Source organism: Neobacillus sp. SuZ13, from assembly GCF_030123365.1.
In the GTDB taxonomy this organism is placed as follows: domain Bacteria; phylum Bacillota; class Bacilli; order Bacillales; family Cytobacillaceae; genus Neobacillus.
Genome location: NZ_CP126107.1, coordinates 4,358,754 through 4,378,892 on the forward strand (window position 1 = coordinate 4,358,754; position 20,139 = coordinate 4,378,892).

The following is a 20,139-nucleotide window of genomic DNA, read 5'->3' on the forward strand; positions in this document are numbered from 1 at the left end:
CCCAATGTTAACTTGCTTTATTTTTCGGCATTTCATATATGTTAATTCCAGCTTCATCTAACATCCATTCGATGTGTACCCCATATCCTGAGGTTGGATCATTAACAAAGACATGTGTAACAGCGCCAATTAGTTTTCCATCTTGAATAATTGGACTTCCGCTCATCCCTTGAACAATTCCTCCTGTTTTTTTAAGGAGTTTAGGGTCGGTTACTTTGATTACCATGCCTTTGGTTGCTGGAAACTTTTGCGGGATTGTGCTAACGATTTCAATATCAAATTCTTCAACTCGGTCATTATTTACAACCGTTAATATTTTGGCAGGTCCTTCTTTTACCTGATGCGATAAGGCAATCGGCATTGGTTTATCCATAACACCATTTTTTAATTCTTTGACCATTTCTCCAAAAATCCCGAATGGGCTATTCTTTTGGATATTCCCAACAATTTCTCGGTCTGAAGAAAACCGTGCAAGCTTTTCACCTGGGTCTCCGTTACTCCCTTTTTCAATGGAGGTAACAGTTGAACGGACAATTTGTCCATCCTCTACAACGATCGGTTGTTTTGTATCCATATCAGATATTACATGCCCTAGAGCACCATATTTTTTTGATTGTGGGTGAATAAATGTCATTGTTCCAATTCCTGCTGCAGAATCTCTAATATATAAACCGAGCTTATAGATGTTTTCACCTTTGTCTTTTAATGGGGTTAGTTTTGTAGTAAATTTCCCACTTTCTCGACTAATAACCATGTCGAGCGCTTTTCCTTCTTGTCCTGCAGTTTGCACAAATGGTGCTACATCCGTCATTTTTTCTATTTTATTGCCATTTATTTCTGTAATGATATCCCCAATTTTAATCCCTGCAATTTCACCTGGAGATTTTTTTCCCGATATGGTATTGATTAAATGGTGGCCCACTACCAATACGCCTACGGTATTTAACTTCACTCCAATCGACTGTCCACCTGGTATAACCCTAAAATCTTTTAAAACGCGTACATCCACCTTTTTTATCGGAATCCCCGCATACTCTAACAGCATTTCATTTTTACCATTCTTTGATGCTGTCATTGAAACCGAGTTTTTTCCTTCATCCAAAGTGATATTTGAATTTTGAGAAACCAAAGAGGCTGATACCGGTACAGCCTTTTGAAAAGTATAGTCTTGTCCTTCGAAAACCGTAATAGTCTTGGGTATAGCGAGATATTGCTGTATAGGCTGAAAAAAAATAAGGCTAATTAATGAAACAAGGAGAATTCCACCAATAATCTTTCTAATTAGTTCTAACTTCAAATTTTTTCACTCTCCTCGTCTTTTCATTACACTTAAATGGCTACATCTATAATTTTGCCTCCTTGACAATCATTTATAACTTGGTTCAACATAAAAAAGCTACCCAATATGGATAGCATTACAATTTTTATTAAAAATATAGTAATTATTGCTTTTCTGAATGGAAAAATAACTAACGATTAAGTCGTGTCAGTGCTCCGCTTCCACTTTTCTTACTCTCTGCGGCTAAATATAATAATTCTTCAGCATGTTTTTTAGTGAGATCGGTTATTTCAGATCCAGATATCATCCTGCCAATTTCATTGATTTTATCTTCAAGCTGCAAAGGAGTTACAGACGTCTTTGTTCTTCCACCTTTAATAACCTTGGAAATAAACAAGTGGGTATCGGCCATTGCAGCAACCTGTGGCAAATGCGAAATACATAACACCTGGGAAAGACTTGCCACCTTATAGATTTTCTCGGCAATTGACTGAGCCACTCTGCCGCTGACCCCTGTATCAACTTCATCAAAAATAATCGATGTCACACCTTGATGCTGGGAGAAAATACTTTTTAGAGCCAGCATAATTCGTGATAATTCCCCTCCAGATGCAACTTTTGACAGGGGCTTTAATGGCTCACCAGGATTTGTGGAAATATAAAATTCGACATGATCCACTCCATTTTTGGTAAACTGCATGGTATTAGATTCAAAGCGAATTTCAAAAACGGTTTTCTCCATATACAATTCTTTTAGCTCTTTATGTATTAACTTTGTAAGTTTATCTGCCCATTTCAGACGGATTTCTGTTAACTGTTTTGCTTCAAGCATTAAGTCTTTTTTTATCGAGGCTAATTCTTTTTCTAATTCGCTTATATGCGTTTCTTTATTTTGTAATGTTTCAATTTCCTCTTCAATTTTCCCTGCGTATTCTAATATTTCATCAATTGTTTTACCGTATTTTCGTTTAAGACGATTTATTTCATTTAGGCGATCTTCAATTTCATGCAATCGCTGCGGATCGAACTCCAATGCATCTAATTCAGTTCTTAAGGATCGTGCAGCATCCTCCAATTGGTAATAGCTATTTGATACAGCTTCGTATATGTCCTTATACGCGCTATCAATAGAAGCAGCATCCTCAAGATGCCCCATGACCATACTAATCCAATCAAGTCCCTTTTGTTCCCCCTGTAAAGCCGTATGACTCGATTGCAGGGCTTCAAACACCCGTTCAAAATTATTTAGTTTTCTTTTTTCTTCAAAAAGTTCTTCATCTTCATTAATCTTTAAATTTGCATTTTGGATTTCATCCAATTGAAATGAAATGAGATCAAGCCGGTGGGCCGTCTGCTGGTCATTTTCACTTAATGCTTTTAACCTTTGTAATGTTTGCTCATAGCGTCGAAAAACTTGCAGGTATTCTCCTTGGGAAGGGTAAATATCATCTGCACCAAATTGATCAAGCAATGTTAAGTGTCTCGACTCATCCATTAATTCTTGATGCTCATGCTGTCCGTGAATATCAACCAGTGTTGACCCAATTTCCCTAAGTGTGGAAATCGTCACTAACTTCCCATTCACCCGGCAAATACTTTTACCCGAATGGGAAATATCTCTTCGTAAAATAACCATTCCTTCATCAACGTCGATTCCAAATTCTAAAGCTTTAGAAATGACAGGATGATTACTATCTTCTAGCTGGAAAAGTCCTTCAATTTCGGCTCTCTCTTCCCCATGCCGGACAAATTCTGCAGATCCTCTCCCGCCAACTAATAAGTGAATGGCATCAATAATGATTGATTTTCCTGCCCCAGTCTCTCCCGTTAAAACCGTTAATCCCTTCGAAAAAGTTACAGACAAGTTTTCGATAATAGCGAAGTTTTTAATAGATAATTCTGCTAACAAGGAACATTCCCCCAATTAAAGCATATCTAGGAACCGATTTGTGATAACTTCAGTATCCTCTGGAGTTCGGCAAATAATTAACATGGTATCATCACCGCAGATGGTTCCTAATATTTCTTCCCAATCCAGATTATCAATTAATGCGCCTATGGCCATTGCATTACCTGGTAAGCACTTCATGACCAGCAAATGACCTGCTGAATCGATCCGCACAAACGCATCAATTAATGATCTTTTTAATTTTTGTAATGGATTAAATCTTTGGTCAGCCGGCAAGCTGTATTTATACCTTCCATCGCTTAAAGGAACTTTAACAAGATGTAATTCCTTAATATCCCTTGAAACCGTGGCTTGGGTTATATTGTAGCCCGCATTCTTCAGTTCATCCACTAAATCATCTTGTGTCTCTATGTCATTACTTGCAATAATTTCTCTTATTTTAATATGACGTTGGCCTTTATTCATTGTCTCACCCCATAATCATTAGAAACATTTATCTATGTATTATGTACTAATACGTGCTTCTACCCATATGTTAGCCGATTTTCATAAACTTGTACATTTTTTCTTAAAAAACTTACCTGTTGTTTAAGACCTTGAATACGAAGAAAAGGATAAGCATTTGCCTATCCCTCTGAATTTTGTTTTGTTTTAAATTCTAAATGGGATTCCTTTACAATTTCAACCGGCGTTACAGGTAATTGATTATCGCCCGTTTCCCGTTCCCCTTCCCATTTTAAGTGAAGCAAGTATTCAATATTCCCATCACCACCAGTAATTGGTGAAAAGGATAAGTTTTTAATCGTATAACCTTGTTGGATCGCAAAATTTATGATTTTATCAATTACTTGAAGATGCACTTTCTCATCTCGGACAATTCCCTTTTTCCCAACCTGCTCACGTCCAGCTTCAAATTGTGGTTTTACTAGAGCCACTACATCACTTCCAGTGACTAAAAGCGTTTTTAAAACAGGCAAGATTAAAGTTAGCGAGATAAAGGATACATCAATTGTAGCGAAATTCGGCATTTCTCCAATCAAATCAGCAGGTGTGACATAGCGGAAATTTGTCCTTTCCATCACCACAACTCGTTCATCCTGTCTAAGTTTCCAGGCGAGCTGATTATAACCTACATCCAAGGCATAGGACATCTTTGCTCCATTTTGAAGTGCACAATCTGTAAAGCCTCCCGTAGACGATCCAATGTCTAAGAGCACTTTATCTGCAACACTTACATCGAAAACTTTTAAGGCCTTCTCAAGCTTTAATCCCCCACGGCTAACATATGGAAGCACTTTTCCTTTTATAGAAAGCGGGATATCAATTTTGACTTTCTCTCCAGGTTTATCCAACCGCTCTTCATTTGAATAAACAAGCCCTGCCATAATTGACCTCTTGGCCTTTTCCCTTGTTTCGATTAAACCTCTTTCAACTAGTAATACATCTAACCGTTCTTTATTTTTCATTTGTTAAGCCCTTTGTTGTTTTTTTCTTGCTAGAATGGAAACCCTTTTGACTACTTCTTCTGTTGTTAAACCAATCTCTTCAAGAAGGGAGTCAACATCCCCATGTTCGATAAATTTGTCCGGAATTCCGATTCTGTCAATGTGTGAATGATAAAAGCCATGGTTTTGCGCAAACTCAAGAATTGCACTCCCGAAACCGCCTTGTAAAACAGCCTCCTCAATGGTGAGAATCGGCAAATTTTTTGCAAGTAGATCAGTGAGCATTTTTTCATCTAATGGCTTAATAAAACGGGCATTTACAACCTTGACGGATATCCTTCTCTTTTCAAGGACCTCAGCAGCTTTTAACGCCATCGGTATAGTGGTTCCAAATGTTAAGATAACTGCATCATCGCCTTCTTTAAGAACCTCCCATGTACCAATTGGAATATTATGATATTCCTGATCCATTGGAACCCCAAGTCCATTTCCGCGAGGAAATCTCATGGCAATAGGGCCATCATTATAATTTAGAGCGGTGTATACCATATGTTGGCCTTCGTTTTCATCCTTTGGCATCATTAACACCATATTAGGGACATGTCTTAGAAAAGCAATGTCAAATACACCTTGATGGGTTTCACCGTCTGCACCAACCAATCCAGCACGGTCGATCCCCATAAAGACATTTAAATTTTGTCTGCATATATCATGAACAACTTGGTCATAGGCTCGTTGTAAAAAGGTTGAGTATATAGCAAGAAAAGGTTTCATATTTTGTGTAGCTAAACCAGCAGCTACTGTCGCAGCATGTTGCTCAGCGATCCCAACATCATACATTCTCTCAGGGAATTCACTAGCGAAGCCCTCGAGTTTAGAACCAACAGGCATTGCAGGTGTAATCGCAACAATTCGGTCATCAGTTCGGGCAAGCTTTCGAACGGTTTCACTCACAAGACTGCTCCAGGCTGGCGGTGGAGTTTTTGCGGGCTTAACGAAGGCGCCTGTGTCCATTTTATAAGGTCCAGTTCCATGCCATGTTCCTGTTTTGTCACTTTCCGCTGGTTGGTACCCTTTTCCTTTTTTAGTAATGACGTGCAGAAGGATTGGGCCTTCTGTCTTTTTGGCATAGCTGAAGTTTTCAAATAACGCTTCAAAGTTATGACCATCAATTGGACCGAGATAGGTAAATCCTAATTCCTCAAAAAACATTCCTGAAACAAATAAATATTTAAGGCTGTCTTTCACTCTCTCAGCAGTTGCAGCTAATTTCCCACCCACTGCAGGCACTTTTTTCAGCAGTACTTCCAATTCATCTTTAACCCATTGGTACTTTCCAGCTGTACGTAATTGGCCAAGGATATTATGAACGGCACCAACATTAGGCGCGATTGACATCTCGTTATCATTTAAAATAACAATCATGTCTTTCTTCTCGTGACCTATATGATTTAAGGCTTCCAACGCCATCCCACCAGTTAAGGCACCATCTCCGATGACAGGTATAACAAAAGATTTTTCCTTTTTTAAATCTCTAGCTATTGCCATTCCCATCGCCGCTGAAAGAGATGTGGAACTATGACCAGTTTCCCATACATCATGCTCACTCTCATTTCGTTTCGGGAATCCACATAAGCCTTTATACTGCCGCAATGTATCAAACTCACAAGCCCTGCCAGTCAAAATTTTATGAACATAGGATTGATGTCCCACATCCCAAATAATTTTATCTGTAGGACTGTTAAAACATTTATGTAAAGCAATAGTTAATTCGACAACACCCAAATTTGGTCCAATATGGCCTCCAGTAACAGACAGCTTTTCAATCAAAAACTTTCGGATATCTTGACTTAAAGCCTCCAATTCGGTATTCGACATGCCTTTTAAAAAGGACGGGTCTTTTATTGATAATAGATCCATTTTTGGACCACTCACTTTCATACGTTTATGCATTCTCTGTTTAGTTGCTGTGTAAAAAGGACACATCCAGAAAATTTAACTTTGATTAAAAAATAGCCGCTAACACTTGAGTGATAACGGCACTGACAACGTTTTCTACAATGAAAATAATTATAACACACTTATTTCAATGCCTCAAATTCCATATATTAATGGTCTCTAGAAGCAACTAAATCAGTTATTTCCAAAAGTAGGTTTGTATTCAATCCTGTCATGCCTAAATATTTCTTTGACAGATTGATTTGTTTATGCAATGCTGCAGTTGCCCCTTCTAGTGTTAACAACTGCGGATAAGTGCTTTTATGATTGTTGGTATCGCTGCCTACGGGCTTCCCTATTAATTGTTGATTACCAACTAAATCAAGAATATCATCCTGAATTTGAAAAGCGAGACCTACGTGATGCGCAAATGCTGAGAGGTTTTCTAATTGATCTTGAGTTGCACCTGCCATAATCGCTCCTGCAAGAACACTGAACCTTAGCAACTTTCCTGTTTTATGGATGTGTATATACTCAAGTTCTTCTAAGGTTAAAGATTTTCCTTCTCCTTCCATATCGGCCACTTGACCGCCAACCATTCCTTCTGTTCCTGCAGCCTTTGCTAACTCAATCACTAATTTTAGTTTCGTTGCATCTGATGCAATCTCAGGGGGGATTTTCCCTATTACCTCAAAACTATAAGTTAATAATGCATCTCCAGCTAATATAGCTATTGCATCACCAAAAACTTTATGATTTGTCGGTTTTCCTCTCCTTAGATCATCATTATCCATGCTTGGCAAATCGTCATGTATGAGAGAATATGTATGGATCATCTCTATAGCCGAAGCAGCAAGAAGCCCTTTTTGCGGCTCTACTCCAAATGCGTCTAAAGTAGCGAATAGTAATAGCGGCCGTATACGTTTGCCACCTGCTTCAAGGGAATAAAGCATCGATTCCTTAATGATAGGAGGGGCATCAAGCTTATTAACCAGAGTCCGAAGCTCCGAATCAAGCAGTAGTTTATGTTCGTGTGCAAATGCATCTAGTAACCCGGTTCCCAAGACTTATACCTCCTCGTCAATAGTAAAACTCTCTGTCCGACCGTCCTCCGTAATAATCTGTGTTAATTGGTCTTCAACACTTTTTAATTTATCATGGCAAAGTTTGGACAACTCCATACCTTCTTTATAGAAGATAATTGCTTCTTCCAAAGGTACATCACCTTCTTCGAGCTTATCCACAATTTGCTCTAACTTAGTCATTGCATCTTCAAAGGATAGTTTATTTTCAGTCTTCACGTTTTTCGCTCTCCTTAATATTCTCAACTTTACAAAATAGACTACCATCTGTTAATTGAATCTGAACTTGCTCGTTCATATTCACTTGATGAATACTTTTTATCAGTCTGTTCTCTTCCGAATATGCTAAACTATAGCCACGTTCCATAATTTTTAAAGGGCTTAATGCCCCAAGGGTGGAAAGAATTCGTTCAAATTCAGTTTGCTTTTTTGAAAATACTTGGAGCATGGCACGTCTCATTTCTTTATCGGTAAGATCTAATCGCTTATTTGCTTCCTGTAAAGATTGGCTCGGATGGTTCCTCTGCAGGCGTTTATGAAGAATTTCGTGTTGCCCTTTTTTAATTTGGGACAACCTAGACGTTCCGCGAACAAGCAATTCAGTTAGTTTATCAACCTGTTCTAGTTTTTGTTCATATAGACGATGTGGATAACGAAAGGCATAGGATTTCTGGACACGTGTTAACCGTTCTTTTTCTAACTGAAATTTCCCTTTCATCGTACGAAGAAGGCGAGTTTGCCGCTGCAAGACTCTTTCCATTAACTCATCAATATGCGGAACTGCAAGTTCAGCTGCACCAGTTGGAGTCGGTGCACGTAAATCTGCAACAAAGTCTGCAATAGTAAAATCAGTTTCATGTCCTACGGCTGAAATGATAGGAATGTCTGAAGAAAATATTGTACGTGCAACGAGTTCTTCATTAAAGGCCCACAATTCCTCAATGGAACCTCCACCCCGTCCCACAATTAGCACATCAATTCCAGTCATGCTATTTGCTTTAGAGATAGCTTTAGCAATCGATGGTGCCGCATTTTCCCCCTGTACCAGGGCAGGAAAGACAAGAATATTTGCAATAGGATATCGCCTTTTAATGGTTGTAATGACATCTCTTATAGCAGCCCCTGTTGGGGAAGTAATCACACCAATCGTTTTTGGATACAATGGTATTTTCTTTTTTGCTTCAAGAGCAAATAATCCTTCTATTTCAAGTTTTTGTTTTAGCTGTTCAAAAGCTAAAAACAATTCCCCAATCCCATCTGGAAGCATTTCTTTTATATAAATTTGATATTGTCCACTTGGTTCATAAACCGAAATTTCACCTTTTACGATCACTTTCATGCCGTTTTCTGGAGTGAATTTCATCGTCCGTGAATGACTCGAAAACATCACGGCAAGTATACGGGCTTTTTCATCCTTTAAGGTAAAATACATATGTCCGCTCGAATGCTGTTTAAAATTTGAAATTTCACCTCTTACATGCACATCTCGTAAATGCGGGTCTGCATCAAATTTTCTTTTTATGTACTTGGTTAGAGCATTCACAGTTAAATATCTTTGTTCCTGCATATGTAACTCCTTTTTTACCCAATAATTAAAAACACTTCTATTAGCGAAAAACAGTCCTTATCTAAAAAATCAGATAAGGACAATTCCTACTTCTAATTGCGATCAAGGCTTTCGGCAGCAGATTTTAGGGTATTATACATAAGCATTGTAATTGTCATCGGCCCCACACCTTTAGGAACAGGTGTAATGTATCCGGCTTTTTCGGATACTTCAGCAAAATCAACATCACCACAAAGCTTTCCGGCTTCATTACGGTTAATACCTACATCAATCACGACAGCTCCATCTTTAACATGCTCAGCTTTAATAAAGTTAGCTATCCCAACAGCAGCAATCAGGATATCCGCTTGATTGGTATGGAACTGCAAATCTTTTGTTTTCGAATGACAATATGTAACAGTCGCATGCTGATTAAGGAATAATTGTCCAACAGGCTTACCGACAATATTACTTCTCCCTACCACTACAACATGCTTCCCTGCTATTGAAATACCTGTCTCTTCTAGTAGTACCATAATTCCATAAGGAGTACATGGTAGGAAGGCATTCTGGCCTGTCATCATTCTGCCAATATTTATTGGGTGAAATCCATCAACATCTTTAAATGGAGAGATTGATTCAATCACTTTTTTCTCATCAATATGTTGAGGAATAGGTAACTGAACTAAGATTCCGTGAATATTAGTATCCCTATTTAACTCATCAATTTTAGATAGTAATTCCTCTTCGGAAATCTCCTCTGGCAATTCAATTAAAACAGAATTCATCCCCAGTTCTTGGCAGGCTTTTTCTTTATTTGTTACATATGTTCGAGAAGCGTGGTTATTACCGACAAGGATCACGGCAAGTCCAGGAGTAACCCCAAGTTTTTTTATCCTGCTAACTTCTTCAGCTATTTCCATTCTTTTCTTTTCGGCAATTTCTTTTCCATTTATAATTATAGCAGTCATTTTCTCTTCACCCTTTGCTCTTGTTATTTCAATACCTTAATTATTTAGAAGCTTATGTTTAACCTTTGATAGTACACCATTAATAAACTTACTTGATTGATCATCTCCATAGATTTTTGCTATTTCGATGGCTTCATCCAAAATGACATTTTCAGGAATTTCCGTTCGGAAGAACTTCATTTCATAGGCAGCTATTCTTAATAAATTTCGATCAACTGTTGCTAAGCGGTCCATCGACCATTTTTCTAGATTTTCACTGATTAAATTGTCAATTTCAGCTTTTTGCTCGATTACTCCTAGAACGAGTCTAGTTAGATAATCGTCACCCGCCTCTCCTTCCAATACGTGTTCAATTGCGTCGGAAGGCTCTGTATTACTTATATCAATTTGAAAAAGTGCTTGCAGTGCCTTTTCCCTTGCTGTTCTTCTTTTCATTATACCTTTAACTCCTTTAGAGAAATTAATTAAATTTTGTCTATTTTTCATACACATCAATAGTAATAAGTAACGAAATAGGATTCACATTAACGATAATAGCATAACTAAAAATGATTCGCACTCTAACCTTGTTATTTTTCCAATATGTAAGCACTTTTATTTAAAACTAAATTCTAGAAATAGAAAAACCAAAGGAATAAAATCCTTTGGTTTCCAAATATTAGACTTCAGTGTCGATTATCTCTGGTTCATTCTTTTGGTTTTCAAATTGTATGCCTACCACATGAATGTTTACTTCTTCTGCATCTAGAGCAGTCATATTCAGCAATGCTTGCCGAATATTATCCTGAACTTTACTTGCAACAGATGGAATGGATATTCCAAACTTCATCATACAATAAACGTCAACTTTTATTCCTGATTCGGTTAGTTCTACTTTTACGCCTTTACCGTGATTTTTTTTCCCTAAACGTTCAACCACACCTGTTGCGAAATTCCCACGCATTGAAGCAACACCTTCCACCTCAGAAGCAGCAATGCCTGCAATCACTTCAATCACTTCAGGAGCAATTTCAACTTTTCCAAGTCCGTTATTGCCTTGTTCCATTTCCAAGACACTAAACTCACTCATTCATAACACCTCCAAATTTTAATGAGACTTCATCACATCATACAATTCCAAGAATTTGGTATTAAAGCCGCCTTCTACAAATTTTTCATGATCGAGCAGTTTTAAATGGAATGGAATGGTTGTATGAATACCTTCTACAACGAATTCACTTAATGCACGTTTCATTCTTGAAATTGCCTCTTCCCTGCTTGCGCCATATGCAATGACTTTTGCAATCATGGAATCGTAATATGGAGGAATCGTATACCCTGGATAAGCTGCTGAGTCAATACGTACACCAAATCCACCTGGTGGAAGATACATGTTGATTTTTCCGGCTGATGGGAGAAAATTCTTTTCCGGGTTCTCGGCATTAATCCGACACTCGATTGCCCATCCAGTGAAAGTTACATCCTTTTGATTTAACTTTAATTTCTCTCCAGAAGCCACTCGGATTTGTTCTTTAATGAGGTCTATCCCGGTGACCATTTCCGTTACAGGATGTTCCACCTGAATCCGTGTATTCATTTCCATAAAATAAAATTTCCGATTGCGGTAGTCATATATAAATTCTACCGTGCCGGCACCTGAATAATCAACTGCTTTTGCAGCTTTTACAGCCGCACTTCCCATTTCTTCTCGTATTTCCCCATCTAATGCTGGTGATGGTGTTTCTTCAAGAAGTTTTTGGAGTCTGCGTTGAATGGAACAGTCTCTTTCTCCTAAATGAATGGTGTTACCATAGGAGTCAGCAAGGACTTGGATTTCAACATGACGGAAATCCTCAATATATTTTTCAATGTAGACACCAGGATTTCCAAAGGCTGTCATCGCTTCTTGCTGTGTAATACTTATGCCCTTTACTAATTCCTGTTCGTTCTTGGCAACGCGAATCCCTTTGCCGCCTCCGCCCGCTGTTGCTTTAATAATTACTGGATATTGGATTTTTTTCACAAGTTCAAGCGCCTCATCGATGTCGTTAATAATCCCAGTTGATCCTGGAACAATTGGAACACCGGCTTCACGCATGGTTTCCCTTGCAATATCCTTTGTACCCATTTTTGTAATCGCTTCAGGGCTTGGACCGACGAATGTAATATTGCATTCCCGGCAAAGCTCTGCGAAATCAGCGTTTTCGGCTAAGAACCCATAACCCGGGTGGATAGCGTCACAAGCTGTTAACTTTGCTACACTAATAAGATTTGTTACATTTAAATAACTGTCTTTTGATGAAGTTGGTCCTATACAGTAGGCTTCGTCTGCCAGCTGAACATGTAATGCTTCTCGGTCTGCTTCAGAGAAAACAGCTACCGATTCAATTCCCATTTCACGGCATGCACGAATAATTCTAACTGCAATTTCCCCTCTGTTTGCAATTAACAGTTTTTTTATCATCCTGTTATCGCTCCTAACTTAAGGTTTTACTAAAAATAAAGGCTGTCCGTATTCAACTAATTGACCATCTTTAACGAGGATTTCAACAATTTCTCCGTCAATTTCTGCCTCAATCTCATTGAATAATTTCATAGCTTCGACAATGCAAACAATGGAATCTTTTGTTACGTTCGATCCCTGTTTCACATAGGCGTCAGCATCTGGAGTTGGTGAAGCATAGAAAGTTCCAACCATAGGAGATACAATTTTGTGAAGATTTGTTGTATCGGCTTGTTTTACAGTTTCTTGCTTTTGAACTTCTTGGCTTACTTCCTGAACGGCAACGGATGGTGTTGCGGTTTGAACGATTGGTGCTACTGGAGTTGATACAGCTTCAATTTCAGATGGAGCAGCACTAACTTGTGAAACATATGTAGCTGAAACATTTTTTTTCATTTTAATTTTTGAACCCTCGTTTTCATATACAAACTCATCGATACTAGATTGGTCCACCAATTTTATTAATTCGCGAATTTCTTGAACTTTTAACATTGAGTTACACCCCTCATACTACAAAATTATGACGAACTACTATAACTATACGATAATATCTAGTGAAAATTCAATGATGTATATCTTCATCATTGAAAAATCCACCCTCTGTCTTATACCTTGTTCTTAATATTTTTACGGACAAAAAGGAAATTTTGGACAGTTGATATATCACAGCATCTCATTTTACCCTATTTGATGGACCTCTAGCAAAAAAAAAGGAAAGTCAGTGACTTTCCTTTTGATCGTAACTTATTTAGTTGGCTGAAATTCAACTGCTACATAGTTGGTTTCACCAATTTCTTTTTTCACTTGTAGGATGATTTTATTTGCTTCAGTTGCAGAAGGCTTATTCTTAGATTTAACGGTAACTCTTACTTCCTCACCATCTGCTCTGACTAATGCATCTTCATAGCCCATTGTTTTAATTAGGGTTTCAAGAATTTCTTCTTTTTGTGCTGTTTGATTCAATTTATCCATTTGGTCCTTTACTTTACTGCGTTCGACTGCTGGTAGATCAGTCGAGGCAAGCTCAGTCGTTAAATCCTCTTGCTGTTGACTCCTTAGGTCATCTAACTTCATACGAAGTTCTTCAAACTCTTGATCGCCAGCAACGGTTGATACAATTGTTTTATCATCCTTAGCTTCTGTTTTTGTCGTTGTTTTTGTTGTTGTTTTTCCTTTATTTTGTTCCTTGGCATCTTGCTGTATAGCTGCAAGATCATTACTCTTCTGCTCTGGTGAAGTAATGTAATAAACAGATAATACAACAACTAAACTTAACATCGTTAATAACCAAACTGTTTGTTTTTTCAATAACATATAAAAACACCCCTTTTATTTTTTAGGTCTATTAAACTTGCCTGTTGATTTCCGCTCCAGGCACTTCGCTCCAATCAACAGGGTACCAAAATCAACAATAAGCTTTAACACAGTCTATTTTTTAGGCATTACTGCTACCCGATGGCTTGGTACATCTAAGGCGCGTGTAACTGCTTCTACGATCCACTTTTTAACTTGAATATTCTCAGCGCCTTTCGCAACGACGAGGACTCCTCGAATTTCTGGCTTTTTCGTTTCTACCACAATAGGAACTTCTTTTTCGCCATCCCGGATGATGACTAGCTGCTCATCTGTTGAGGCCTCTTGAACTTTACGTTCCCCGCCTTCTCGATCTGTTTCTTCTGTGGTTTGTGATTTGGAAACCCTATTTTTTTCCAGGACCTTTTTATCAGTTGAATCGATATTGACGACAACTGTAACATCGTTTACCCCCAACATTTGCTGGAGGGCTTTTTTAAGTTGACTTTCATATTTTTCTTCATATGCAGACACGGTCTTATTGCCTGAACTCTTGTTTAGACCAAAGGCAGGTACATCTTCGGCATCGACCTTATTACTGGCTGTAACCGGGATATCTGCTGAACTCGGGTTTTTTTTGAAAACAATATTGCCAACAAGCATAAAGGCTGCACCAATGCATAAAACAACAATCATATATTGGTATTTTCCTGGTTTTTTTTCTGAATTCCCTTCGATTTTCAGCACCTTTTTAAGCCATGAAAACGGCCCCTGGTTTTTATTATCCATTTTTGTTATTAATCCCCCCTTCAATCGAAACTTCAACTGTTTTTTCGGTCACATTCCATTTTTGCGAAAGAAAAGCGGCTATTTTTTCAGTTTCTTCTGTTGAGCTTTTAGATGGAAGAGGTGTTTCTGTGTTAATTTCAACTTGTTTAATTGCTTCGACTGTCTTCACTTTGTTTTCTGGTTGTTTCAGAAGAACCATAACCTTTTGGAGGTTTTCAGGGAATGCTTGGTCGCTTTCTTCATTTGTAGCTAGGTCAATTTTCGCTATCTCCAATCCGTATTGTTCCATCAACTCCTCTTTCACGTCCTTTTCCAGTTGGACAGCCATTTCTTCTAAAATATATGCATGTTGTAATGCTTGTATTTCTTTTTTCTTCAAATCTATTGAATTTTTCATATTTTTTTCTCCAGGGGCTTGATATGAAGGGATAGATCCAAGTGCAGTTTCAAAATCCTTGGAGATCAATTTAAAGATTGGGGTTAGAATAATCGCAATTAAGAGGAGCCCCGTCACCATTTTCGTATATTTTTGCATACTTGAATTTGGGAGGAGCATATCAATTACCGTTGCTAGTAAGATAAAGAGAATAATATTCGTTACCCACTCTATTAAGAAATCCATTTTTATCCCCCCTATCTGATCATCATCGTCAGATTTCCAGCTGCTACAATAACTGTTACACATAAAAAGAACATTAGTGACACAATTCCCAGTGCAGCGAAAACATATATGACACTTTTACTAATAATGTCTAGACAGGTAATGATGGGACCGCCGCCTAACGGCTGTAAAATTGCAGCTGCAAATTTATAAATAAAGGCAATCATTAATATTTTAATAGCCGGAAAGGCTACGATAATAAGTAAGATTCCTACCCCAGCAATACCTACCGTATTTTTTAACAGGACTGATGCACTAACGATCGTATCTGTCGCATCTGTAAACATCCTGCCGATTACAGGAATAAAATTTCCTGTCACAAACTTCGCTGTCCTGATCGTTATTCCATCTGATACAGCAGCTGAAGCTCCCTGTACTGAGACAACACCCAGGAACACTGTTAAAAAGAGTCCCATTAACCCAATACTCCAGTTTCTTAACAGCGCTGCTAATTGTGACACTTTATATTGGTCGGACATCGTACTCACAATACTCAAAAGTGTAGCTAGAAAAAGGAGTGGCAGAATGATATACTGCATAAATAATCCGCTCATATTCATTAGAAATAATACCACCGGATGAAAAAAGGCAGCTGAAATCAGGCCTCCTGATGCTGCAATTAATGCGAGTAAAAGTGGGACAAGAGCAAGCACAAACGAAATCATCGAACCGATTGCCTCATTTGTATAACTGATTGCGATATGGAAACTATTTAGGGCAATAATGACTAACACCATATAAACGATCGAATAAGCAACTTTGCTAATAGCGCTTTTCTCGAAAGCATTTTGCATCGATTGAAGGAACATACTAAAAATTGTTAACATAATCAATGAACCTAGTAATTTACCGTTTGCAACAAATTCTTGAAAGGCAAATTTTACGATTCCCAAACCCCATTGTTTTAAAGAAAATTTTTTCTCACCACTAATGAAGTCATACAAACTGCCTTTCTGGCTTTCTGGAAGGAATCCCCCGTATTTATATTTAATGTCCTCCCAAAATTGTTTAAGTTCTGTAATATCGAGCGATTTAAGCTGTTCATCAACTAACTCCTGGGGGGAAAGAGGATTGGATTGGTCTTTACCCTCTTCAGCAGCTTGTACACTTGGAATCAATAAAAAAAAGAATACGAGAATGGTAATAGGAATAAACTGCCACCGCTGCTTCAATTTTTTCTACACCTCTTTTTCGGGTATGTCATTAACTTGGAATCAGCTTAATAATTGTTTCGATCAATACTGTTAATATTGGAATAGCCATTGCAAGAATAATAATTTTTCCAGCTATCTCGATTTTAGAGGAGAGTGCTCCCTGACCTGCATCCTTGGTAATCTGGGCGGCAAATTCGGCAATATAGGCAATTCCTATGATTTTAAGAATCGTTTCAATATAAACCATATTCACATTTGCATTCACTGCCAGTTTTTCAAGCATATGAATAATTTCATATATTTTATCTACTAAAAAAAGAAAAATAACACAGCCTACAAAGACGACTAAGAGAAAAGCAAAATTAGGCTTTTGTTCCTTCACAATTAAAGCGAGAAAAGTTGCTACGAGTGCTATGCCGACGATTTTTATGATTTCAATCTTAGGGCCCCTCCTTTCATTGAAATAAAAATACTGATTTAATTTTTTGAAAGAGATCATCTACAATGGAAGCTACCTGAAATAATATATAAATGAATCCAAACAATGTTACCCACTGAGCGTATTCTTTTTTTCCCACTTGGTCCAAAACAGTATGCAAAAAGGCTACCACGATTCCCACACCTGCAATTTTAAATATGATATCCACTTCTAACCCCATTGCTTTTCCCCCTAAAATAATAAAATAATCAGTAATAATCCTGACAAGAAGCCCAGGCTCTTTACCATTTTTTCGTATGTTGCTTGTGCTTGAATCGCTTCGGCCTCTTCTCTTTCAAGATGTGTCAGTGTCAGCATAATGTGTTTTTGCTGGGAGATACGATCATGCCGGCCTAGGGTTTCCCCAAATTGCTTCATAATCTCAAATTCTCCTTGTTTTAGTGCTGTAGAACTCCATATATCTCTTAAACTTGTTTCCCAGGCTTCTTTAACCGTTGTCTCAGTGTCCGTTAATTTCTTGGAAAAGGCTTCAAAAAAGGTCGAAAGTGGTTTGGATAATTGGTCGGCTAACCTTCGGGCAGCTTCATGTAACGGTGTATGACCGTACATGATTTCTGCTTCAAGTGATTGAAGTGCAGACCTTAACGCTCTGAGCTGTCTTGGCCGTTCACTAAAGCGTCTGGAAATCTCAAACCCAATCCAGGTTGTCGCGACAATGATGAAAACGGCTCCTATTAACTTAATCATTTATGTCACTCTCACTTTTTGAATCATTTCTTTACCATTTGCATCTAAAATTTGTGCAATTGTTCCCGGTCCTAATGACCTATTTAGAACAATAAAGCGTTGAAAGATTTTTTGTTCGAGAATATATCGTAGAGATGGTCTGTTTTTTACTTCTTCAATGCTCGTCCCATGTGTGGTCATCATCAAAGTGATCCCTGCATGTACAGCCTCTTGGATTGCCTCACTATCTTCTTTCCGGCCGATTTCATCCACTACCAATATATCTGGACTCATAGAACGGATCATCATCATCATTCCTTCAGCTTTCGGACAGGCATCTAATACATCCAAGCGGTCACCAAAGGTCAATTGCGGGATCCCATTAACACAACCGGCAATTTCACTTCGTTCATCTACAATTCCGACTTTACTTGACTCTACTCCCCTTACACCGAATCCTGAGGAGGCAATTCTTGCAATATCACGCAGTAATGTCGTTTTACCTGTTTGGGGCGCTCCAATCACCATGGTATGCATCCAACTGCCTTGAAAGATGTATGGTATAAGCGGTTCTGCTATCCCTACCTTCTCCCTGGCAATCCGTATATTAAACGAGGAAATATCCCTGATCGCCTTCACCTTGCCACCCTCAAGGATTACCTTGCCAGCGAGACCAATCCGATGTCCTCCAGAAACAGTTATAAACCCCTGCTTAAGCTCCTCTTCAAGTGTATAGATGGAGAAATGACTGATTTTATTCATTAGATGAATAGCATCTTCTGGATGGATAATATGGGATAAAAATCTGGGTTTCCCTTTCATTGTTATTTCAATTGGTCGATTGATGCGAATACGAATTTCTTCTAATTCTTCTTTTTGGTTGGGAGGGATTTTGCTGATTAGGTCTGCTATTTTTTTGGGTAAGAAGTTTAGGATTTTTTCCACGTATGCAACCTCCTCAAATTTGTATTTGTCATTATTTAAAATGTATGCCTGCTTGGTCACATTATGACTTTCAAATCTGTCAATTCTTATCAATTTCCTAGATTATTGCTAGACGAAAATTTGATAAGTTTATTAATATTCGGAACGTATCATAAGGTAAATCGTATTCTATAGGTGAGTATAACCATGAAGGAGGAATTAAAAGTGTACAATAACAATCCCCCTCCCCTTGACCGCAATGGACGCTCTCACAAGGGTCACTTAATTAAAGTATCGGGTGAGGGAGAACTAGCCGTCCAGCCTGACTCGGCTTCAGTAAACTTAGGAATTATTACTGAAGATAAGCAATTAATCACGGCGCAACAACAAAACTCCGCTGAAGCAACTAAGGTAATCGACTCGCTTATTGCACTGGGCATACCAAAAGATCATATTCAAACATTCGATTATCGAATTGAATCGGAATATGATTTTGATCAAGGAAAACAAATTTTTCGCGGCTATAAAATAACTCATATTTTGAAGGTAATCATAGATGATTTATCAATTATCGGAAACGTTGTAGACACTGCTGTTCAAAACGGGGTAAACTACGTCTCTAATGTTCAATTTACTGCAAAAAACAAAGATTTATTTTATCAGCAGGCCTTAGTTCTTGCAGTAAATAATGCCACTGAAAAAGCTAAAACCATTGCAAGCACTATAAATGTATCGTTAATACCTACACCAATTCTAATCGTTGAAGGAGGAAGTACGGTCCAGCCTGTATTTAATCAGTCTGCAACTTTCGTGAAAGGAATAGCTTCCACTCCATTAGAGCCAGGACAAATAAAAGTCCGAGCAGATGTAATCGCAGATTTTAAATTTACCCCTTCACATTAAAAAAGGATTGAACCAATTTTTATGGTTCAATCCTTTTTTGTAGTTTAATTATCGTATTTCTTTGCCCAATTATATAATTGCATTTCTGTCACTGGGCCATTAAAATGCTCTCTAATGACTCCTTGCTTATCAATCACAAAGGTTTCAGGCTGCCCTGTCACATTATACATTTTTGAGACCTTGGCATTATAATCGAATATGTAGTTCATTCCTGCTTTATTTTTCTCTGTTACTTTATTAATCTTATCCATGGTCTCGCCGCGATTAATCATTAGAAAATGATACTTTTCCCCATATTCTTTTTGAAACGATTCTAATTCCGGTAACTCTTCCTTACACGGAGCGCACCATGAGGCAAAATAATTCAAGATTACAACTTCTCCCTTAAAATCACTGAGTTTCGTTGTACTTCCATCTAAATTTGGCAATGAAAAGTTATAAGCTTTATCCCCTACATCTGTATGTTTTCCTTTTGTTACTAAACTATAACCAAAGAAACCAAACATACCTACAATAAGAATCAATACGAGTATTTTAATGACCCGCTTGTTCATCGTATTTCCTCCTGACACCACTAAGGTTCTATGCAAAAGGCCTG

General features: G+C 38.0%; 23 protein-coding genes. 1 reads left to right on the forward strand and 22 read right to left on the reverse strand.

What is annotated here, in order from left to right; all coding sequences use genetic code 11:
- Positions 1 to 7: 7 nt before the first annotated feature.
- The 21 genes from spoIVB to spoIIIAA form a co-directional block, all read right to left on the reverse strand.
- Complete coding sequence (spoIVB, locus tag QNH17_RS21515; protein WP_283875043.1) at positions 8 to 1,297, reverse strand: SpoIVB peptidase; 1,290 nt, start codon at positions 1,295 to 1,297, stop codon at positions 8 to 10.
- A gap of 172 nt (positions 1,298 to 1,469) precedes the next feature.
- Positions 1,470 to 3,188: a DNA repair protein RecN gene (gene recN, locus QNH17_RS21520; RefSeq protein WP_283875044.1), complete on the reverse strand. Its 1,719-nt coding sequence runs from the start codon at positions 3,186 to 3,188 to the stop codon at positions 1,470 to 1,472.
- 15 nt (positions 3,189 to 3,203) lie between these two features.
- Positions 3,204 to 3,653, reverse strand: coding sequence for a transcriptional regulator AhrC/ArgR (ahrC, locus tag QNH17_RS21525; protein WP_026563645.1), 450 nt, complete (start codon positions 3,651 to 3,653; stop codon positions 3,204 to 3,206).
- 161 nt (positions 3,654 to 3,814) lie between these two features.
- The gene (locus QNH17_RS21530; protein WP_144547621.1) at positions 3,815 to 4,654 is read right to left on the reverse strand and encodes a TlyA family RNA methyltransferase; all 840 of its coding nucleotides are present in this window, start codon (positions 4,652 to 4,654) and stop codon (positions 3,815 to 3,817) included.
- A 3-nt stretch (positions 4,655 to 4,657) separates the two neighbouring features.
- On the reverse strand, positions 4,658 to 6,553 hold the full coding sequence (gene dxs / locus QNH17_RS21535; protein ID WP_283875046.1) for a 1-deoxy-D-xylulose-5-phosphate synthase: 1,896 nt from the start codon (positions 6,551 to 6,553) through the stop codon (positions 4,658 to 4,660).
- 188 nt (positions 6,554 to 6,741) lie between these two features.
- A complete protein-coding gene (locus QNH17_RS21540) occupies positions 6,742 to 7,635 on the reverse strand; it encodes a polyprenyl synthetase family protein (protein ID WP_283875047.1) in 894 nt (297 codons plus the stop codon).
- A gap of 3 nt (positions 7,636 to 7,638) precedes the next feature.
- Positions 7,639 to 7,872, reverse strand: coding sequence for an exodeoxyribonuclease VII small subunit (locus QNH17_RS21545; RefSeq protein ID WP_283875048.1), 234 nt, complete (start codon positions 7,870 to 7,872; stop codon positions 7,639 to 7,641).
- A complete protein-coding gene (xseA, locus tag QNH17_RS21550) occupies positions 7,862 to 9,220 on the reverse strand; it encodes an exodeoxyribonuclease VII large subunit (protein WP_283875049.1) in 1,359 nt (452 codons plus the stop codon). The genes QNH17_RS21545 and xseA overlap by 11 nt, the downstream gene beginning before the upstream one ends.
- A gap of 92 nt (positions 9,221 to 9,312) precedes the next feature.
- Positions 9,313 to 10,170 carry a bifunctional methylenetetrahydrofolate dehydrogenase/methenyltetrahydrofolate cyclohydrolase FolD gene (folD, locus tag QNH17_RS21555; protein WP_283875050.1) on the reverse strand — a complete coding sequence of 286 codons (858 nt, stop codon included), beginning with the start codon at positions 10,168 to 10,170 and terminating at the stop codon, positions 9,313 to 9,315.
- A gap of 36 nt (positions 10,171 to 10,206) precedes the next feature.
- Positions 10,207 to 10,605, reverse strand: coding sequence for a transcription antitermination factor NusB (nusB, locus tag QNH17_RS21560; RefSeq protein WP_283875051.1), 399 nt, complete (start codon positions 10,603 to 10,605; stop codon positions 10,207 to 10,209).
- A gap of 223 nt (positions 10,606 to 10,828) precedes the next feature.
- Positions 10,829 to 11,239, reverse strand: coding sequence for an Asp23/Gls24 family envelope stress response protein (locus QNH17_RS21565; RefSeq protein ID WP_283875052.1), 411 nt, complete (start codon positions 11,237 to 11,239; stop codon positions 10,829 to 10,831).
- 18 nt (positions 11,240 to 11,257) lie between these two features.
- On the reverse strand, positions 11,258 to 12,613 hold the full coding sequence (accC, locus tag QNH17_RS21570; protein WP_283875053.1) for an acetyl-CoA carboxylase biotin carboxylase subunit: 1,356 nt from the start codon (positions 12,611 to 12,613) through the stop codon (positions 11,258 to 11,260).
- Between the two features lie 18 nt (positions 12,614 to 12,631).
- Positions 12,632 to 13,144 (reverse strand): acetyl-CoA carboxylase biotin carboxyl carrier protein, encoded by a 513-nt coding sequence (gene accB / locus QNH17_RS21575; RefSeq protein ID WP_283875055.1) that lies wholly within the window; start codon positions 13,142 to 13,144, stop codon positions 12,632 to 12,634.
- A 252-nt stretch (positions 13,145 to 13,396) separates the two neighbouring features.
- Positions 13,397 to 13,966: a SpoIIIAH-like family protein gene (locus tag QNH17_RS21580; RefSeq protein WP_144547630.1), complete on the reverse strand. Its 570-nt coding sequence runs from the start codon at positions 13,964 to 13,966 to the stop codon at positions 13,397 to 13,399.
- A 114-nt stretch (positions 13,967 to 14,080) separates the two neighbouring features.
- The gene (gene spoIIIAG / locus QNH17_RS21585) at positions 14,081 to 14,734 is read right to left on the reverse strand and encodes a stage III sporulation protein AG (protein WP_283875056.1); all 654 of its coding nucleotides are present in this window, start codon (positions 14,732 to 14,734) and stop codon (positions 14,081 to 14,083) included.
- A complete protein-coding gene (spoIIIAF, locus tag QNH17_RS21590; RefSeq protein ID WP_283875057.1) occupies positions 14,727 to 15,356 on the reverse strand; it encodes a stage III sporulation protein AF in 630 nt (209 codons plus the stop codon). The genes spoIIIAG and spoIIIAF overlap by 8 nt, the downstream gene beginning before the upstream one ends.
- Before the next feature lie 11 nt (positions 15,357 to 15,367).
- The gene (spoIIIAE, locus tag QNH17_RS21595; protein ID WP_283875058.1) at positions 15,368 to 16,567 is read right to left on the reverse strand and encodes a stage III sporulation protein AE; all 1,200 of its coding nucleotides are present in this window, start codon (positions 16,565 to 16,567) and stop codon (positions 15,368 to 15,370) included.
- A gap of 31 nt (positions 16,568 to 16,598) precedes the next feature.
- Positions 16,599 to 17,048, reverse strand: a complete 450-nt coding sequence (gene spoIIIAD / locus QNH17_RS21600) for a stage III sporulation protein AD (protein WP_283875059.1) — start codon at positions 17,046 to 17,048, stop codon at positions 16,599 to 16,601.
- Positions 17,005 to 17,208: a stage III sporulation protein AC gene (spoIIIAC, locus tag QNH17_RS21605; RefSeq protein WP_007084610.1), complete on the reverse strand. Its 204-nt coding sequence runs from the start codon at positions 17,206 to 17,208 to the stop codon at positions 17,005 to 17,007. The genes spoIIIAD and spoIIIAC overlap by 44 nt, the downstream gene beginning before the upstream one ends.
- Positions 17,209 to 17,219: 11 nt before the next feature.
- Entirely contained in the window at positions 17,220 to 17,735 is a 516-nt protein-coding gene (gene spoIIIAB, locus QNH17_RS21610) for a stage III sporulation protein SpoIIIAB (RefSeq protein WP_144547635.1), read from the reverse strand.
- Positions 17,736 to 18,659, reverse strand: coding sequence for a stage III sporulation protein AA (gene spoIIIAA / locus QNH17_RS21615; protein ID WP_283875061.1), 924 nt, complete (start codon positions 18,657 to 18,659; stop codon positions 17,736 to 17,738). It lies immediately after the preceding gene.
- Positions 18,660 to 18,845: 186 nt separating this feature from the next.
- Between spoIIIAA and QNH17_RS21620 the strand changes: the two genes are divergently transcribed.
- Positions 18,846 to 19,541 (forward strand): SIMPL domain-containing protein, encoded by a 696-nt coding sequence (locus QNH17_RS21620; RefSeq protein ID WP_283875062.1) that lies wholly within the window; start codon positions 18,846 to 18,848, stop codon positions 19,539 to 19,541.
- A gap of 44 nt (positions 19,542 to 19,585) precedes the next feature.
- Here the strand turns inward: QNH17_RS21620 and QNH17_RS21625 are convergent, their stop codons facing one another.
- A complete protein-coding gene (locus tag QNH17_RS21625) occupies positions 19,586 to 20,095 on the reverse strand; it encodes a TlpA family protein disulfide reductase (RefSeq protein WP_283875063.1) in 510 nt (169 codons plus the stop codon).
- Positions 20,096 to 20,139 lie beyond the last annotated feature (44 nt).

Bases quoted from the DNA above. Each gene is read 5' to 3' on its own strand.
- QNH17_RS21580 (WP_144547630.1), bottom strand. From the start codon at position 13,966: ATGTTATTGAAAAAACAAACAGTTTGGTTATTAACGATGTTAAGTTTA.
- dxs (WP_283875046.1), bottom strand. From the start codon at position 6,553: ATGGATCTATTATCAATAAAAGACCCGTCCTTTTTAAAAGGCATGTCG.
- folD (WP_283875050.1), bottom strand. From the start codon at position 10,170: ATGACTGCTATAATTATAAATGGAAAAGAAATTGCCGAAAAGAAAAGA.
- xseA (WP_283875049.1), bottom strand. From the start codon at position 9,220: ATGCAGGAACAAAGATATTTAACTGTGAATGCTCTAACCAAGTACATA.
- QNH17_RS21530 (WP_144547621.1), bottom strand. From the start codon at position 4,654: ATGAAAAATAAAGAACGGTTAGATGTATTACTAGTTGAAAGAGGTTTA.
- QNH17_RS21620 (WP_283875062.1), top strand. From the start codon at position 18,846: ATGAAGGAGGAATTAAAAGTGTACAATAACAATCCCCCTCCCCTTGAC.
- QNH17_RS21565 (WP_283875052.1), bottom strand. From the start codon at position 11,239: ATGAGTGAGTTTAGTGTCTTGGAAATGGAACAAGGCAATAACGGACTT.
- spoIIIAC (WP_007084610.1), bottom strand. From the start codon at position 17,208: ATGGGGTTAGAAGTGGATATCATATTTAAAATTGCAGGTGTGGGAATC.
- accC (WP_283875053.1), bottom strand. From the start codon at position 12,613: ATGATAAAAAAACTGTTAATTGCAAACAGAGGGGAAATTGCAGTTAGA.
- spoIIIAF (WP_283875057.1), bottom strand. From the start codon at position 15,356: ATGGATTTCTTAATAGAGTGGGTAACGAATATTATTCTCTTTATCTTA.
- ahrC (WP_026563645.1), bottom strand. From the start codon at position 3,653: ATGAATAAAGGCCAACGTCATATTAAAATAAGAGAAATTATTGCAAGT.
- accB (WP_283875055.1), bottom strand. From the start codon at position 13,144: ATGTTAAAAGTTCAAGAAATTCGCGAATTAATAAAATTGGTGGACCAA.
- spoIIIAG (WP_283875056.1), bottom strand. From the start codon at position 14,734: ATGGATAATAAAAACCAGGGGCCGTTTTCATGGCTTAAAAAGGTGCTG.
- spoIIIAB (WP_144547635.1), bottom strand. From the start codon at position 17,735: ATGATTAAGTTAATAGGAGCCGTTTTCATCATTGTCGCGACAACCTGG.
- nusB (WP_283875051.1), bottom strand. From the start codon at position 10,605: ATGAAAAGAAGAACAGCAAGGGAAAAGGCACTGCAAGCACTTTTTCAA.
- spoIIIAD (WP_283875059.1), bottom strand. From the start codon at position 17,048: ATGATCTCTTTCAAAAAATTAAATCAGTATTTTTATTTCAATGAAAGG.
- QNH17_RS21625 (WP_283875063.1), bottom strand. From the start codon at position 20,095: ATGAACAAGCGGGTCATTAAAATACTCGTATTGATTCTTATTGTAGGT.